Here is a 16,355-nt window from a genome sequence, read left to right as displayed (position 1 = left end):
GTGGTGTTCGTCGGCAAACAGGTCCGTCTTGATGGCACTACGCTGTTTCATCGCGATAAGCTGCAGCAGGGTTCAGGACGATGTAATTTTACCAAGGGTGGGCGAGCTGAGGTTTTTCGAGGCGCCCGGGAGTCGAAGTGGTTATAGGGCAGTTCCGGGGGGCGTTTCCGGTACCGGAAAGTCGAGCCCTGATTCCCTATAGAGGCAGGTTTCGTGCCGCAGCCTTATCCGAATTACCGGATAGATATTCCGAAATGGGAATAAGGGGCCAAACGCTTGAATTGAAATGGCTCGCGACGCATTTCGGTGAATACGAAATGAATTGCACCTGGTGCGCCGCAACAATCGGGCGCCCGCCGCCGGGTTGTCATTGCAGCATTGCTGTTGCCCGACTGTTGGCCTGGCAACAGCCGGGGCGCATCAGGCTTCCGGACGGAAACTCCATTTCGGGCTCAATAGCAGGGCCAGCAGCGATGCCGCGCTGCAGCCAATGGCCAGCCACAGGATGAAGGGATTGGCGGCAATCCGTTCGGGGTAGATGCGCCACCCCGCCGCCAGCCCGATGCCATTGCCGCCGGCCACCAGTACGGCGGCGGCAAAGTCGTGGAAGCGCCGGGCTTTGTTGGCGCCGGTGGCCCAGTGGGGGTCTGTGTTGTAGCTGGGCAGGCCGTGGTTGTCACGCTCCAGGCGTTCCAGGGCCGACAGGAAGCGGCGCAGGTTGGTGATGGCCCGTTCCGCCTTGAAATTGAGGAAGGCCAGGCAGGTGGAGGCCACCGGAAAGCCGAGGATCAGCCATTCGACGGGCATGGGTCCGGCCGCCGCGCCCGGCTTGAGGGCCACTAGCGCCGCCAGGATGCTGACCACCAGCGTGACATAGAGGGCAAGCGCCTGCTGGCGTTGGGCGATGCGCGCATTGACCTCCTGGTAGGCGGCAATGAAGCGGTAATTGGCATCGACCCAGGATTTTCCGGCCATGGGCTTATTAAATCAGCTGCATGCGTTTGAGATGGGTGCGCAGCACGTTGCGGGAAATGCCCAGCAGGCGGGCGGTGCGTACCTGGTTGAGGTGCTCCCACTGGTAGGCCGTATGAATGGTGTGATCGACGATGTGATCGAAAATGCCGTCCTGCCCCTCCTCGAAGAGCCCCTTCAGGTAACGGGTGAAGCAATCTTCCAGCTCTGCCGGGGTTTCCGGCGTTTCACGCGGGCTGCGTTCGATCTGCGGGCCGAGCAGGTGCAGATCGTCCACCTCGATCTGCTTGCCATGAAAGACCAGCAGGGCCCGGTGCAGCACGTTCTCCAGCTCGCGGATGTTGCCCGGCCACAGATAGTCGAGCAGCGCACGCTCGGCCTGGGGTGACAGGGTCGGCTCGACGATCTCCAGGCGATGGGCGTACTTGTGGATGAAGTGGCGGGCCAGGGGAATGATGTCCCGCGGGCGGTCGCGCAGGATGGGCAGCTCCAGGGAGACGACCTTCAGGCGGTAATACAGATCCTCCCGGAAACGCCCCTCTGCCACGGCCTTTTCCAGATCCACATTGGTGGCGGCAATCAGGCGCACATCCACCTTCACCGGCTTGCGGGCGCCAATGCGCACCACTTCGCCTTCCTGCAGCACGCGCAGCAGCTTCACCTGCATGGGTAGGGGCAGATCGCCGATCTCGTCGAGAAACAGGGTGCCGCCATTGGCAGCCTCGAACCAGCCGGCCTTGGAGTTGATGGCGCCGGTGAAGGCCCCCTTCTCGAAGCCGAACAGTTCGCTCTCGAACAGGGTCTCCGAGAAGGCGCCGCAGTTGATCGCCAGGAAGGGCTGGGCCGCCCGCAGGCTTGAGAGGTGGACCTGGCGGGCCACCAGCTCCTTGCCGGTGCCGGTTTCGCCGATGATCAGGATGTTGGCATTGCTCGGCGCAACCCGGTCGATCAGCGACAGCAGTTGCAGGGATTTCGGGTCGGCGAACACCACGGCACTGGCCCGGATGGACAGGGATACCGACCGGGGGTCGGGAAAAGTGATGATGTGCGGGGTATGGTTCATTTCTCGGACGCCGGGTAGTTATTGGGTCGAATTGTAAGGAGATTGTTCCCCTGTTCTAAACCAAGAATTTCTGATTTCCATATCTGCTGTGACATCAGCACAAGTGTTGATATTTCAGCAGGGCAGCTGCGTGAAGCTCAGCAATTAGTCCTTTCCTTTTTTTGATTCTTTTTTCAAGTCGATGAATTAAAAGGATGAATTGATTCTGGCATGGGCTGTGCAATGGGTCTGGTATTGGTGTTCGAGGGTGCCGGTCAGCCGGCCTTGATTCGGTTGCGGCCATTTTCGATTGCCAGCACGTCTATTCAAGTCAATTCAATCATTATCTGTCCGGAGAATTAGCATGTTCAATATTGAGATAACGAAGGGCCGCTCCCGCATTTCGGCACTGCTGGCCACGGTGGTGATTGCCGCGTCGGGTCTGAGCGCTTCCGGAAGCGTGATGGCGCAGTCGAATCCGCCGGTGGCCGCTTCGGCCGAAGCGCCGGCTGCCGCATCGGCCGCCCCCGCCGCCGCATCGGCCCAGGCGGGCAAGGCTGCCGCCACCGAAAGCGTCGAGAACCCCTACGGCATCGAGGCCCTGTGGAAGGGCAGTGATGCCGTCGCCAAGACCGTGCTGCTGCTGCTGCTGATCATGAGCGTGGGCAGTTGGTACGTGATCATCGTCAAGCTGCTGGAACAATCGAAGATCGGTCGTCAGGCCAAGAAGACCACCAGCCAGTTCTGGAACGCCGGGTCCGTGCAGCAGGGGGCCGAGAACCTGGAAGGCTCCAGCCCCTTCCGCTTCATCGCCGAAGCGGGTATCGAGGCCACCAAGAAGCATGATGGCTTGCTCCAGCATGTGGGCTTCAACGAGTGGGTGACCCTCTCCATCCAGCGTGCCATCGAACGTATCCAGAGCCGTCTGCAAGGGGGGCTGGCCTTCCTGGCAACGGTCGGCTCCACCGCGCCCTTCGTCGGTCTGTTCGGTACGGTGTGGGGCATCTACCACGCGCTGACCGCCATCGGTGTGGCCGGCCAGGCTTCCATCGACAAGGTGGCCGGCCCGGTGGGTGAGGCCCTGATCATGACCGCCATCGGCCTGGCTGTGGCGGTGCCGGCAGTGTTGGGCTACAACTGGCTGGTGCGTCGCAACAAGGGTGTGCTGGACGAAGTCCGCGCCTTCGGCAGCGACCTGCACTCCGTGATCCTGGCCTCGGCCACCAAGGCCTGAGCGTCGGAGAAAACAGTCATGGCCATCAGCGCAGCTCCCGCCGAGGGAGACGACGAAGTCATCGCGGCCATCAACACCACGCCCCTCGTGGATGTGATGCTGGTGCTGCTGATCATCTTCCTGATCACCATTCCCGTCGTCACCACCTCGGTGCCGGTGGAGCTCCCGAAGGAGACCATCGAGGTTCGCGAGTCGAAGCCCGAGAACCTGGTGATCTCGGTGGACAAGTCCAACGCCATCTACATCCAGGATGCCAAGGTGGCGAGTACCCGGGCGCTGGTGGATCAGCTGAAGAAGGTGTCGGTGCTGCAGCCGCAGCCCGAGGTGCAGATCCGTGGCGACCTGACCGCCCAGTACGAGGGCGTCGGCAAGGTCCTGTACGCATGCCAGCTGGCTGGCATCGGCAAGGTCGCCTTCATTACCGAACCGCCCGCCCGGGGCAGTTGAGGAGCAATCATGGCAATGAACGTGGGAAGCAGCGGGGCGAGTGGCGATCCCGAGGTGATGATGGACATCAACACCACCCCGCTCATCGACGTGATGCTGGTGCTGTTGGTGATGCTGATCATCACCATCCCCATCCAGCTACACGCGGTGAACCTGAATCTGCCGGTCGGCACGCCGCCCCCCAGCGACGTGAAGCCCGAAGTAGTGAAGATCGATGTGGACGCGAAGAGCGTGGTGCACTGGCAGGGCGTGCCGGTGGCCAGTGGTGCCGACCTGGAGCAGAAGATGAAGGAAGTCGCCGACCTGGCCGTACAGCCCGAGGTCCATCTGCGTCCTGATCGGCAGTCCCGCTATGAAGTGGTGGCGAGCATCCTGGCGGCAACCAAGCGCTCGGGGCTCACCAAGATTGGCGTCATTGGCAGCGAGCAATTCATAGAATGAGCACGATTACCGCAAACTACCATTTCCAGCCCAAGGACCCGTCCCGGAGCGCAACCGGCCTGGTCGTTGTCGTGGGGCTGCACATCGTCATCGGCTACGCACTGGTTTCCGGTCTGGCCCGTGACATCGTCAAGGTCATCAAGAAGCCGCTGGATGCGGCGGTGATCCAGGAGGTGAAGCTGCCTCCGCCGCCACCGCCGCCCAAGGTGGTGAAGGTGGAGCAGGCGCCCAAGGTCAAGGCGCCGCCGCCGCCGGCCTATGTGCCGCCGCCCGAGGTGGTGGCCCCGGTGAGCGCCCCGGTGATTGCCGCGTCGACCCCAACCCCACCACCTGAACCGGCTGTGATCGCACCGCCGGCCCCGCCCGCGCCGGTGGCGCCGCCCAAGCCCCAGCGTATGGACATTGCCGCCAGCTGCCCGAACCAGGTGCGGCCCGAAGTGCCCCGAGGTGCCGAGGGCGTCAGTGGCGTGATCCGAGCCCAGGCAGTGATCCGCGACGGGATCGTGAAGGAAGTGACCATCCTCTCTGGTCCGAAAGTGTTCCACTCCGCGGTGCGTTCGGCCATGCTGCAGTACAGGTGCGTATCCGGCGATGCCGATATCGTGGCGGTGCAGCAGTTCGTGTTCGAGGCAGGCTGAGGCTTCTGGTGGGGGCGACTTCAGTCGCCCGCGGACTTTGATCAAGGGCATGCCGATGATTGGCGTGCGGATGGGCGACTGAAGTCGCCCCTACAGGCGCTGTCAGGCGACGCGTCAAACGGATGAGATCAGGTTCAGTTCAACCCCCACCGGGAGAGTCATCGCTCTCCCGGTTCTTATGCAGGATTTCTGCGTTGCATATCACCAGCCGGTTGCAAGGCTTCTGAATTCTTCTTGGTTCGTGTGGCACGAGCCCCTCGCTATCGTTCTCCCATCGGCTGCGCACACAGGGGTGCCGGCCACACAATTTCGGGAGAACCCAAATGCTCGATTCCAGTCTTGCCGCCGTCTCCGGCAGCGCCCCCGTCCCGCCGGCTTCCGGCAGCGCCGACATCGCCGAAACCGTTCTCGAACAGGCCCGTGAGTGCGCCCGCGCCGAAGGCCTGCCCTACGCCGGTGGCATTTCCCCGGGCGATGCCTGGACCTTGATCAGCGACGGCCGCGCCGTGCTGGTGGATGTGCGCACGGCGGAAGAGCGCAAATTCGTCGGTCAGGTGCCCGCCGGTCTGCATGTGGCCTGGGCCACCGGCACGTCCATGAATCGCAACCCGCGTTTCGTGAAGGAGCTGGAAGCCAAGGTCAGGAAGGATGCGCTGGTGGTCTTCCTCTGTCGCAGCGGCAAGCGCTCGGCCCTGGCGGCCGAAGCGGCGGCGAAGGCTGGATTCACCCAGGCTTTCAACATCCTCGAGGGCTTCGAAGGCGAGATCGACGCCGAGCAGCGCCGCGGCGGCCTGGGTGGCTGGCGTTTCCATGGTCTGCCATGGATTCAGGACTGACCCGGCAGGTGTCGCCCATGACGAATCTTCCCCATTCCTCCCCGGCGCCTGGCGCCCTCGCCCTGCATTTTGGCCTGGTGGTGCGCCACCTGCGCGAAGAGCGGGGCTGGTCCCAGGAAGAGTTCGCCGAGCATGCCGACCTCAACCGCGGCTACATCGGCGAGATAGAACGGGGCGGCTCCATGCCGTCCCTGGGCACCGTGGGCAAGCTCGCGCTGGCCCTGGGCCTGCGCCCCTCCCGCCTCATTTCCCGCTTCGAGCTCCTGCCAATCAAATGATCTGCCGGTTTTCCGCCCCGTGACGGCTATAGCCGGTTGAACGGGCGGGAGGCAGGCACGACACTTGGTTATTCGTTTTATTCATAACGTTTCCCGTTTTTTTGATAAGGAGTTTCCATGGCCGACCATCACGACGCCCCGACAGCCCTTGGCGACAACGCCGCCCGGCAGTTGGCGAATGCCACCAAGACTGTTCCCCAGCTTTCCACCATCTCCCCGCGCTGGCTGGTGCACCTGCTCCAGTGGCTGCCCGTCGAGGCCGGTATCTACCGCCTCAACAAGGTCAAGAACCCCCGCGACGTGCGCGTGGCCTGCTCCCAGCGCGACGAGTCCGAGCTGCCGCAGACCTTCGTTGACTACGACGAGGCACCCCGCGAGTACTTCCTGAACGCGGTCACCACCATCCTCGACGTGCACACCCGCGTCTCCGACCTGTACAGCAGCCCCCATGACCAGATCAAGGAACAGCTGCGTCTCACCGTCGAGACCATCAAGGAGCGTCAGGAAAGCGAACTGATCAACAACCCCGACTACGGCCTGCTGGCCAACGTCCATGACGATCAGCGTCTCTCCACCCTGACCGGCGCCCCGACCCCGGACGACCTGGATGACCTGCTGACCCGCGTGTGGAAGGAGCCCGGCTTTTTCCTGACCCACCCCCTGGCCATCGCTGCCTTCGGCCGTGAATGCACCCGTCGCGGCGTGCCGCCCCCGACCGTCAGCCTGTTCGGCGCCCAGTTCCTGACGTGGCGCGGCATTCCGCTGATCCCGTCGGACAAGGTGCCCGTCGAGGACGGCAAGACCAAGATCATCCTGCTGCGCACCGGCGAGAAGCGCCAGGGCGTGGTCGGTTTGTTCCAGCCCGGTCTTGCCGGCGAACAGACCCCGGGCCTGTCGGTGCGCTTCATGGGCATCAACCGCAACGCCATCTCGTCCTACCTGATTTCCCTGTATTGCTCGCTGGCCGTGCTGACCGACGATGCCCTGGCTGTCCTCGAAGACGTGGAGATCGGCAAGTACCATGACTATCCCGACACTTACAAGTGACCCCCAGGGCTGGGCTGTGCCCAGCCCGCCCCCCGCGGGGGGCCAGGAAACCGGGGGTGCACCGGCGCTTTCCGGTGAAGGGCTCGCCGGCCTGGCTGGCGCCGTTCCTGCAGGTGTGCCGGATGAGCTGACCCTGGCACGGCTGGCCGGCGAATTCTTCGCCGCGCTGCCGACGGGCTTTGCCGGCCCGCTGGCATCCAGCCTGCCGGGTGGCGCCCGCGCCCCGGCGCCGGAGATCGTTCCCCCCGGCAACGTCGGCCCGACCCTGACCGCGGCGGCGCCGGTGGCGCCCGTGCGGGCCGAGTCGGTGCCCATCGACCACGCGGCCGCGGCCGGTCGGCCCGGTGCGCCGGTGCTCGGTGTGCCGGAGGCCTATGCTGCGGCCCTGCCAACCTTCAGCCCGCCGGCTTCAGCACCGCCGCTGGCGCCGTCCACACCCTATTACTTCCTGGGTGAGGCGGGTGCATTCCAGTCGGCACCCCAGGCACTTGGGGCTGCACCGACGGCCGAGAACCGCGTGGTGCCCCAGTCCTTCGGGCTGCCGGGCGAGGCCGAGCTGCACCAGATCCTCGCCGAACTCGGCGGAGATCGCCGCAGCGCGGCGGCTGCCCAGCCTGCCAATGCGCCGGGTCATTTCTACTTCCTCGATACCGGGGGAGTGCACAACCGGGACGCCGGCGTGCCGGCCACACCGGCATCGGCCCATCCGGCCTTTGACGTGCATGCGGTGCGGCGGGATTTTCCGATCCTCCAGGAGCGGGTCAATGGCCGGCAGCTGATCTGGCTGGACAACGCCGCCACCACCCACAAGCCGCAATCGGTGATCGACCGGCTGGCGTACTTCTACCAGCACGAGAACTCCAACATCCACCGGGCCGCCCATGAACTCGCCGCCCGGGCGACGGATGCCTACGAGGGGGCGCGCAGCAAGGTGGCGCGCTTCATCGGGGCGTCGTCCACGGAGGAGATCATCTTCGTGCGCGGGGCCACCGAAGGCATCAACCTGGTCGCCAAGACCTGGGGCTGGCAGAACGTGGGCGAGGGCGACGAGATCATCGTCTCCAACCTCGAACACCACGCCAACATCGTGCCCTGGCAGCAGCTCGCCGCCGCGAAGGGCGCCAAGCTCAAGGTGATCCCGGTGGATGACACCGGCCAGGTGTTGCTGGACGAGTATCGCAAGCTGCTCACCAGCCGCACCAAGATCGTCTCGGTGACTCAGGTCTCCAACGCCCTGGGCACTGTGGTGCCGGTGAAGGAGATCGTTGCCATGGCCCACCAGGCCGGTGCGCTGGCGGTGGTGGATGGTGCCCAGTCGGTGTCGCACATGCGGGTCAATGTGCAGGACATCGACGCCGATTTCTTCATCTTCTCCGGCCACAAGGTGTTCGCGCCCACCGGCATCGGGGCGGTGTATGGCAAGCGGGCGATCCTCGAGGACATGCCGCCCTGGCAGGGTGGCGGCAACATGATTGCCGACGTGACCTTCGAGAAGACCATCTACCACGGCCCCCCGACCCGTTTCGAGGCCGGCACCGGCAACATCGCGGACGCGGTGGGGCTGGGTGCGGCGATCGACTACGTGGAACGGATCGGCATGGAGAACATCGCCCGTTACGAGCATGACCTGCTGGTGTACACCACCCGTGCGCTGCTCACCGTGCCCGGCCTCAAGCTGATCGGGACGGCCAGGGAGAAGGCCAGCGTCAGCTCCTTCGTCCTCGACGGCTACCGTCCGGACGAGGTGGGCAAGGCCCTCAACGAGGAAGGCATTGCGGTGCGCTCCGGCCACCACTGCGCCCAGCCCATCCTGCGTCGTTTCGGGCAGGAAGCCACGGTGCGGCCGTCGCTGGCCTTCTACAACACCTGCGAGGAGATCGATACCCTCGTGGCCGTGCTGCACCGGCTGGCCCGCGGCAAGGGCCGTATCGGCCGCTGAAGCAGGCACTTCCGGCACCACCCGCAGCGCTGCTGGCCTCACGGCCGGCAGCGCTGTTTTTTTTGCGTGGCCCCCTAGACCCGCAATGGCGCCGGGCTGGTCTTCTTGAACTCCTCGACGGTCTCGAGGAAGGCGCCGAGCAGGGGCGACTGGTCGTCCTTGCGATAGATGCAGCTCAGGTCCACGAAGAAGTTCGGGGGCGTGTCGGTGAGGGTCCGGTACACCACGCCGGGAAACTGCAGCGTGGTGGCCGAGTCGGGCACCATGCAGACCCCGAAGCCGCTCGCCACCAGGCCCACGCCGGTCACCGCGTCGCCCACCTCCTGGGAGATCGTCGGCTGGAAGCCAGCGGTGCTGCACAGGCCGATCACCTTGTCGATGAAGCTCGGGCGGGCGCCGGTGGGGAAGAGGATCAGCGGATGATGCTGCAGCTCGGCAAAGCGGATCACCGGCTGGCGGGCCAGCGGGTCGTCGGCCTGGATGGCCAGCAGCAGGCCTTCTGTGGTCACCTGGACTACGCCGATGTCGTCCAGCGGGGCGAGCATGCGGTTGAAGCCGACGGTGATGCGGCGCTGGCGCAGGGCCTCGATCTGCTCGCCCTTGGTCAGGGTGTGCAGCACCACCTTCACGTCCGGGTAGCGGTTGCGAAAGGCCAGCAGCAGCTTGGGGATCGCATCCAGGATGGCTGACCCGAAAATGCCCACGTCAAGCCGCCCGAGCTTGCCCTGACCGGCCCGCTGGGTGCGCTCGGTGGCCTGCTCAACCAGGGCGCGGATGTTGCGCGCCTCCTCCAGGAAAAGCTCGCCCGCCTGGGTCAGCTCCATGCCCCGCGGGGTGCGGATGAACAGGGTGACACCCAGCTCCTCCTCCAGCTGCTGGATCTGGCGGGTCAGGGGGGGCTGGGAGATGTGCAGGCGCGCAGCAGCGCGGCCGATGTTCTCTTCCTCCGCCACGGCAACGAAATAGCGCAGGTGGCGCAAGTCCATTGGAATCTCCGGGTACATGCGCCGGCTGGCGCTGGGGTTGATCATACCCTGGAGGTATTGAGTGGGGGAAATAATGGTATTGGACGGTAATCCTCCGAGTCGATAACTTGCGCTTCAACCCGCTGCGCTCCAGGCGCAAGGCCCTCGCCAGACGGGTAACAAGACGCAAGACACACACGCAAGAGGAGGAAGACATGAACAAGCGTTTCTGCGGACAAGCTGCGCCCTGCCGTGCCAGCCAGCGCCCCGCGCCGGTCGCCGTGACCGCCATTGCCGCCGCGGTGGCGGTGCTGGCGAGCGGCGCTGCCGCCGCATTCCAGATCGACTCGGGCAACCCGGACGTGAGCATGTCCTGGGACAACACCGTCAAGTACAGCAATGCCTTTCGTGTGCGCAGCGTCGACCCCAAGGTCGCCGACAACTCCATCGGCCCCCAGGCCAACACCAACGATGGCGACCAGAATTTCGGCAAGGGCCTGATCTCCAATCGCCTCGACCTGCTCTCCGAATTCGAATTCCGCTATCGCAAGGAATTCGGCTTCCGCGTCAGCGGCGCCGCCTGGTACGACGACGTCTATAACCGCGGCAACGACAACCGGGGCGCCCTGGGTGGCGCGCTGGTCAATACCCGTTCGGTGCCGGCCGGTGAATTCACCAAGGGCACCGAGCAGCTGCATGGCCGCAAGGCCGAGCTGATGGACGTCTTCGGCTACGCCAACCTCACCCCCGGTGATCTCAACGTCAACGTCAAGGGCGGCCGCTTCACCCAGCTCTACGGCGAGAGCCTGTTCTTCGGCAACAACGGCATCGCTGGCGCCCAGACGCCTCTGGATCTGGTCAAGGCCCTGTCGGTGCCCAACTCCCAGTTCAAGGAGATCGCCCGTCCGGTGGGGCAGGTGTCCACCCAGGTTCAGATCAGCCCGACCCTGTCGGTGGGCGCCTACTATCAGCTGGAATGGCGCAAGTCGCGTCTGCCGGCGGCGGGCAGCTAATTCAGCTTTGCCGACTTCGTGGATGTGGGCGGTGAATCCCTGATCCTCGGCCCGGGCGCGGTGGTCTTTCGTGGGCGCGACATCGAGCCGCGCAACTCCGGCCAGGGGGGCTTCCAGGTCAAGCTCAAGTCCGGCGACACCGAGTACGGCTTCTACGCCGCCCAGTTCCACGACAAGATGCCCCAGTTCTACGCCCGCCCCGGCGTGAACGTGCAGGCCGGCAGCGTGGGCGACTACGTGATGGTATACGCCGAGAACATCCGCACCGTGGGCGCCAGCGTCAGCACCCTGGTGGGCGAGACCAACGTGGCCGCCGAGCTGTCATTCCGCGACAACATGCCCCTGGTGGCCTCCGGCAACGCCGTGATCACCGGCGCCGACTCCAACGGCAAGAGTCGTGCGGCCTTCCCGGTGGGCAAGACGCTGCACCTCAACGTGTCGGCCATCAGCGTGCTGGGCGCCAGCGCCCTGTGGGACGGTGCCTCCTTCCTGGGCGAGTTTGCCTACAACCGCCGCCTGTCCGTCAGCGACAACGCCAACCAGCTCGACCCCCTGGCCACCAAGGACGCCAGCGCCTTGCAGTTCATCTTCCAGCCCGAGTACTTCCAGGTGCTGCCCGGCGTCGATCTGCAGGTGCCCATCGGCCTCTCCTACGGCATCAGCGGGCGCTCCTCGGTGAACGGTGCGCTGTTTCCGGCGGAGCAGGGTGGCAACTTCAGCCTGGGCGTGAAGGCGGACTACCAGAAGACCTGGCAGGCCGGCCTCAACTACACCCACTACTTCGGTTCGGCAGGTTCGGTGGTGCGCTACGGCACGGCCGTGCCCGAGCTGTCCTACCAGAACTTCCACGGCGACCGCGACTTCGTGTCCCTGTCGGTCCAGCGCACTTTCTGATTCGAACAAAGACATTCCGGAGACTCTCATGACCAAGACGACGATCATCGCCGCTGCCCTGATGGCCGCGCTGGCAGGCGGCCAGGTTGCCCATGCCGCAGTGACGGCTGACGAGGCTGCCAAGCTCAAGACCACCCTGACGCCCCTCGGCGGCGAAAAGGCCGCCAACAAGGACGGCAGCATCCCGGCCTGGAACGGCGGCATCACCAAGGCCCTGCTGGGCAAGAAGCTGGGCGTCATCCCCACCCAGATCTTTGCCGACGAGAAGCCCCTCTACCAGATCACTGCCAAGAACGCCGCCCAGTACGCCGACCTGCTGTCGGACGGCAGCAAGGCCCTGCTGGCCAAGTACCCGGACAGCTTCCGCCTCGACGTGTACCCCTCCCACCGCACCGCTGCGGCCCCCCAGGAGGTGTATGACAACGTCTACAAGAACGCCACCCGCTGCAAGACCAAGGACGGCGGCTACTCCCTTGAGGGCTGTATCGGTGGCACCCCCTTCCCCATCCCCAAGGAAGGCGTCGAGGTGATGTGGAACTACCTGATGCGGCTTGAGGCCGAGTCCATCGAGTACCGTTTCAAGAACATCGTCGGCAACGCGGATGGCAGCAAGACCCTGGCCACCCGCAACGAGATCGCCTTCCAGTACCCCCAGTACTACAAGGACGCGACCCCCGAAAGCTGGTCCGGCGAATACGCCATCCTGCGCTTCAACACCCTGGAGCCGCCCTTCAAGGCCGGCGAATCGCTGGTCATCCGCGACAGCATCGACATGAAGCAATCGCGCCAGGCCTGGCAATACCTGGTCGGTCAGCGCCGCGTGCGGCGTGCGCCGACGGTGTCCTACGACACGCCTGACTTCGTGGCTTCCGGTGCCAACTACTTCGACGAAGTGCAGGGCTTCTTCGGTGCCCTCGACCGCTTCCAGTGGAAGCTCATCGGCAAGAAGGAAATGCTGATTCCGTACAACAACAACGGTTTCATCGGTGCCAAGCTGGACGACGCCATCGGCAAGCATCACCTCAACCCGGACGTGGTGCGCTGGGAAAAGCACCGCGTGTGGGTCGTCGAAGCCAACGTGGCAGCCGGCAAGCGTCACGCCGTGCCCAAGCGCAAGTACTACCTGGACGAAGACACCTGGCTGATCAGTCTGGTGGATGGCTTCGACGCCGAAGGCAAGCTGTGGCGCACCACCCAGGTCACGCCTTTCGTGGTGCCTTCGCTGCCGGGCACGATGATGAAAACCTCTACGGTGTTCAACCTGCAGGCCAACACGATGAGCGTCATCCAGGCACTTAACGACGAGGACTTCAAGATCGTGCCGCGCAAGAAGGAAACCTACTTCACCGGCGACGCCGTTGCCGCCGAAGCCGCACGCTGACGCGCGCCAATAAATCTACTGCGCGGCTCGATTTCGCTCCTGCGATGCTCGCCGTACCCATGTACGGCTGCGCTTCTCGAAACGAACTCGAACCGCTCGCTACGATTTCCTGGCACGCGTCGAGTTCTTCTTTTCGGTAGCCCGGATTCAGGTATTCGACGATGCAAGCCCTTCTCTCCGGTCGCCGCCTCGCCGCGACCCTCTCCTGTGCCGCTGTGGCGGTGGCCACGGCCATCGCTGCAGTCGGCGACGCCAACCGTGCCGTGCCCGATCTGCTGGCCCAGCCGGCCCAGGCCAATGTGCGCGCGGCTACTTCCCTGCAGCTCTCGGTGGCCCGGGCCGGCAAGCGCCTGGTGTCGGTGGGCGAGCGTGGCCTGGTGCTGCTCTCCGATGACGACGGCCGCAGCTGGCGGCAGGCCAGGCAGGTGCCGGTCAGTGTGGCCCTCACCCAGGTCCGCTTCGTGTCCGACAGCCTGGGCTGGGCCGTGGGCCACAGCGGCGTGGTGCTGCACAGCGCCGACGCCGGCGACACCTGGCAGGTGCAGCTCGACGGCGTCAAGGCCGCCGCCCTGATCGCCGAGGCTGCCCGGACCGCGGCCGCCAGCGGTGACCCCGCTGCGCTCAAGCACCAGCGCGAGGCCGAGGCCCTGGTGCAGGACGGGCCCGACAAGCCCTTCCTGGGCCTGCATTTTGCCGACGCCAAGCGGGGCTGGGTGGTGGGCGCCTATGGGCTGGCCCTGGCCACCACGGATGGTGGCAAAACCTGGCAATCGCTGATGGGGCGCATCCCCAACTCCGGCGGCAAGCACCTCTACGCCGTGGGCGAGACTGATGGCCGCCTGCTGCTGGCCGGCGAGCAGGGCACCCTGATCCGCTCCACCGACGGCGGCGCCAGCTTCCAGCGCCTCACCACACCTTATGCCGGCACCTTCTTCGGCGCCCTCGAAGTGGCCGATGGTGCGCTGCTGGCCTACGGCCTGCGCGGCAACGTGTGGCGCAGCGCCGATGCTGGCGCCAGCTGGAACCGCATCGAGCTGGCCCAGCCGGTGACCCTCAGCGCCGGCCTGCGCCTGGCCGACGGTAGCCTGCTGCTTGCCGACGAGAGTGGCCGCCTGCTGCGCGGTGATGCCGCCGCCACCCGTTTCGCCCCCCTCGCCACCGCGCTGCCCACCGGCCTGACCGGCATGGTGCAGGCCGCCGATGGCGCGCTGATTGTCTCCGGAGCCCGCGGCGCGAGCCGCGTCGAGCCCGCAACCCTCACCGCGGAAGCCAAGCAATGAGCCACGCTCACGACATTCCCGACGGCGTGGTGATCCGCGACATAGCGGATTTTGACACCCGCTCCGGCACGCTCCCCGAGCGCCTGCTGTTCAACAACCGGCTGGTCATCGTCGTGCTGTGCGCGCTGATCAGCGCAGTGCTCGGCTACAAGGCCCTCGGTCTGTCGCTGAACGCCGCCTTCGAGAAGATGATCCCGACGAAGCACCCGTACATCGTCAACTTCCTCGAAAACCGCGGCCAGCTGGCCGGCATGGGCAACAGCCTGCGCATCGCCATCGAAGCCAAGAACGGTGACATCTTCGACCCGGACTACCTCGACACGGTGAAGAAGATCTCCGACGAGCTGTTCCTGTACCCCGGCGTCGACCGTCCCTACATGAAGTCCTTGTGGACGCCCTCGGTGCGCTGGACCGGCGTGACCGAGGAAGGCCTCGACGGGGGCCCGGTGGTGCCCGACGACTACGACGGTTCTCCGGAAAGCCTGGCCCAGGTGCGCCTCAACGTGGAGCGCTCCGGCGAGATCGGCCAGCTGGTCGCCGCCAACTACAAGTCCAGCATCGTGCTGGTGCCGCTGCAGGACAAGGTGGCCGAAACCGGTGCGCGCATCGATTACCACGAGCTCTCGCAACGCATCGAAGCCCTGCGCACCAAATACGAGTCCGACAAGATCGCCATCCACGTCACCGGCTTCGCCAAGGTGGTGGGCGACCTGATCGAAGGCCTGCAGCAGGTGCTGCTGTTCTTCGCCGCCGCCATCGCCATCTGCACGGCGGTGCTGTTCTGGTACACCCGCTGCTGGCGCAGCACGCTGCTGGTGGTGCTGTGCTCGATGATCGCCGTGCTGTGGCTGCTTGGCCTGTTGCCGACGCTGGGCTACGAGCTCGATCCCTACTCGGTGCTGGTGCCCTTCCTGGTCTTCGCCATCGGCATGAGCCACGGCGCCCAGAAGATGAACGGCATCATGCAGGACATCGGGCGTGGCACCCACAAGCTGGTGGCGGCGCGCTACACCTTCCGCCGCCTTTTCCTGGCCGGCATGACGGCGCTGCTGGCCGACGCGGTGGGCTTCGCGGTGCTGATGGTGATCGACATCCAGGTGATCCAGGATCTGGCCGTCACCGCCAGCATCGGCGTGGCCGTGCTGATCTTCACCAACCTGGTGCTGCTGCCCATCCTGCTGTCCTACACCGGGGTCAGCCCCGTGGCGGCCCAGCGCAGCCTGCGCGACGAGATCGCCGAGGCGGGTGACGTCGGCCACGGCAAGCATCCCTTCTGGGCCTTCCTGGATCTGTTCACCCAGCGCAAGTGGGCCAGCATTGCGGTGGCGGTCGGTACGGCCATGGGCATCGCCGGCCTGGTGGTGAGCTTCCAGCTCAAGATCGGCGACACCGACCCCGGCGCCCCCGAGCTGCGCCCCGACTCCCGCTACAACCGGGACAACGCCTACATCGTCGCCAACTACGCCGCCAGCAGCGATGTCTACATCGTGATGGTGAAGACCCCCCAGTACGCCTGCGCCCACTACAACACCCTCACCACCGTCGATGCCCTGGAGCGCGAGCTGCAGCAGCTCCCGGGCGTGGAAGCCACCAGCTCCCTGGCCGGTCTGGCCAAGGTGGCCAACGCCGGCATGAACGAGGGCAGTCTCAAGTGGTACGAGATTCCCCGCTCCCAGGACAACCTCAACGCCATCATCACCCGCGCCCCGCGGGAGATGTTCAACCAGAACTGCGACCTGCTCACGGTGTATGCCTACCTCAAGGACCACAAGGCCGACACCCTGGACAGCGTGGTGAAGGTGGTGGAAGGCTTCGCCGCCCGCCGCGGCAGCGATGAGCTGCGCATCCTCAACGCCGCCGGCAACGCCGGCATCGAGGCCGCCACCAACATCGTGGTGAAAAAGGCCAACGTGGAGATGCTGGGCCTGGTGTATCTGGCGGTGATCGT

14 protein-coding genes and 1 pseudogene are annotated in these 16,355 nt (G+C 65.3%); 12 read left to right on the top strand and 3 right to left on the bottom strand.

Annotated features, from left to right (window positions below; translation table 11 throughout):
- Positions 1-420: 420 nt before the first annotated feature.
- Entirely contained in the window at positions 421-975 is a 555-nt protein-coding gene (locus tag ACIQ09_RS18210; RefSeq protein ID WP_398313155.1) for a hypothetical protein, read from the bottom strand.
- 7 nt (positions 976-982) lie between these two features.
- Positions 983-2,035, bottom strand: coding sequence for a sigma-54 interaction domain-containing protein (locus tag ACIQ09_RS18205; protein ID WP_398313153.1), 1,053 nt, complete (start codon positions 2,033-2,035; stop codon positions 983-985).
- 343 nt (positions 2,036-2,378) lie between these two features.
- Between ACIQ09_RS18205 and ACIQ09_RS18200 the strand changes: the two genes are divergently transcribed.
- The 8 genes from ACIQ09_RS18200 to ACIQ09_RS18165 all read left to right on the top strand — a co-directional run bounded on the left by ACIQ09_RS18200 (position 2,379) and on the right by ACIQ09_RS18165 (position 8,874).
- Positions 2,379-3,248 carry a MotA/TolQ/ExbB proton channel family protein gene (locus ACIQ09_RS18200; protein ID WP_398313151.1) on the top strand — a complete coding sequence of 290 codons (870 nt, stop codon included), beginning with the start codon at positions 2,379-2,381 and terminating at the stop codon, positions 3,246-3,248.
- An 18-nt stretch (positions 3,249-3,266) separates the two neighbouring features.
- The gene (locus ACIQ09_RS18195) at positions 3,267-3,695 is read left to right on the top strand and encodes an ExbD/TolR family protein (protein ID WP_398313149.1); all 429 of its coding nucleotides are present in this window, start codon (positions 3,267-3,269) and stop codon (positions 3,693-3,695) included.
- A gap of 9 nt (positions 3,696-3,704) precedes the next feature.
- A complete protein-coding gene (locus ACIQ09_RS18190; protein ID WP_398313147.1) occupies positions 3,705-4,136 on the top strand; it encodes an ExbD/TolR family protein in 432 nt (143 codons plus the stop codon).
- Entirely contained in the window at positions 4,133-4,774 is a 642-nt protein-coding gene (locus ACIQ09_RS18185; RefSeq protein ID WP_398313145.1) for an energy transducer TonB, read from the top strand. Before ACIQ09_RS18190 ends, ACIQ09_RS18185 begins: the two co-directional genes overlap by 4 nt.
- Before the next feature lie 323 nt (positions 4,775-5,097).
- On the top strand, positions 5,098-5,610 hold the full coding sequence (locus ACIQ09_RS18180) for a rhodanese-like domain-containing protein (protein ID WP_398313143.1): 513 nt from the start codon (positions 5,098-5,100) through the stop codon (positions 5,608-5,610).
- A gap of 17 nt (positions 5,611-5,627) precedes the next feature.
- Entirely contained in the window at positions 5,628-5,888 is a 261-nt protein-coding gene (locus ACIQ09_RS18175) for a helix-turn-helix domain-containing protein (protein WP_398313141.1), read from the top strand.
- Positions 5,889-6,005: 117 nt separating this feature from the next.
- Positions 6,006-6,935 carry a family 2A encapsulin nanocompartment shell protein gene (locus ACIQ09_RS18170; protein WP_398313139.1) on the top strand — a complete coding sequence of 310 codons (930 nt, stop codon included), beginning with the start codon at positions 6,006-6,008 and terminating at the stop codon, positions 6,933-6,935.
- On the top strand, positions 6,910-8,874 hold the full coding sequence (locus ACIQ09_RS18165; RefSeq protein WP_398313137.1) for a family 2A encapsulin nanocompartment cargo protein cysteine desulfurase: 1,965 nt from the start codon (positions 6,910-6,912) through the stop codon (positions 8,872-8,874). The genes ACIQ09_RS18170 and ACIQ09_RS18165 overlap by 26 nt, the downstream gene beginning before the upstream one ends.
- Before the next feature lie 74 nt (positions 8,875-8,948).
- Here the strand turns inward: ACIQ09_RS18165 and ACIQ09_RS18160 are convergent, their stop codons facing one another.
- Positions 8,949-9,860 carry a LysR substrate-binding domain-containing protein gene (locus tag ACIQ09_RS18160; protein ID WP_398313135.1) on the bottom strand — a complete coding sequence of 304 codons (912 nt, stop codon included), beginning with the start codon at positions 9,858-9,860 and terminating at the stop codon, positions 8,949-8,951.
- Positions 9,861-10,054: 194 nt separating this feature from the next.
- Between ACIQ09_RS18160 and ACIQ09_RS18155 the strand changes: the two are divergent.
- The 4 genes and pseudogenes from ACIQ09_RS18155 to ACIQ09_RS18140 form a co-directional block, all read left to right on the top strand.
- Positions 10,055-11,746: pseudogene (locus tag ACIQ09_RS18155) on the top strand (DUF1302 domain-containing protein).
- A gap of 28 nt (positions 11,747-11,774) precedes the next feature.
- Positions 11,775-13,127, top strand: a complete 1,353-nt coding sequence (locus ACIQ09_RS18150) for a DUF1329 domain-containing protein (protein ID WP_398313133.1) — start codon at positions 11,775-11,777, stop codon at positions 13,125-13,127.
- Between the two features lie 161 nt (positions 13,128-13,288).
- The gene (locus ACIQ09_RS18145) at positions 13,289-14,407 is read left to right on the top strand and encodes a WD40/YVTN/BNR-like repeat-containing protein (protein ID WP_398313131.1); all 1,119 of its coding nucleotides are present in this window, start codon (positions 13,289-13,291) and stop codon (positions 14,405-14,407) included.
- Positions 14,404-16,355, top strand: a 1,952-nt coding sequence (locus tag ACIQ09_RS18140; RefSeq protein ID WP_398313129.1) for an RND family transporter, incomplete at its 3' end; no start/stop codon positions are given. The genes ACIQ09_RS18145 and ACIQ09_RS18140, both read left to right, overlap by 4 nt.

The sequence above is a fragment of the Zoogloea sp. genome, assembly GCF_044344315.1.
Taxonomy (GTDB): domain Bacteria; phylum Pseudomonadota; class Gammaproteobacteria; order Burkholderiales; family Rhodocyclaceae; genus Zoogloea.
The sequence above is the reverse complement of the archived record's forward strand: the minus strand, read 5'-3'. Positions and strand labels throughout refer to the sequence as shown.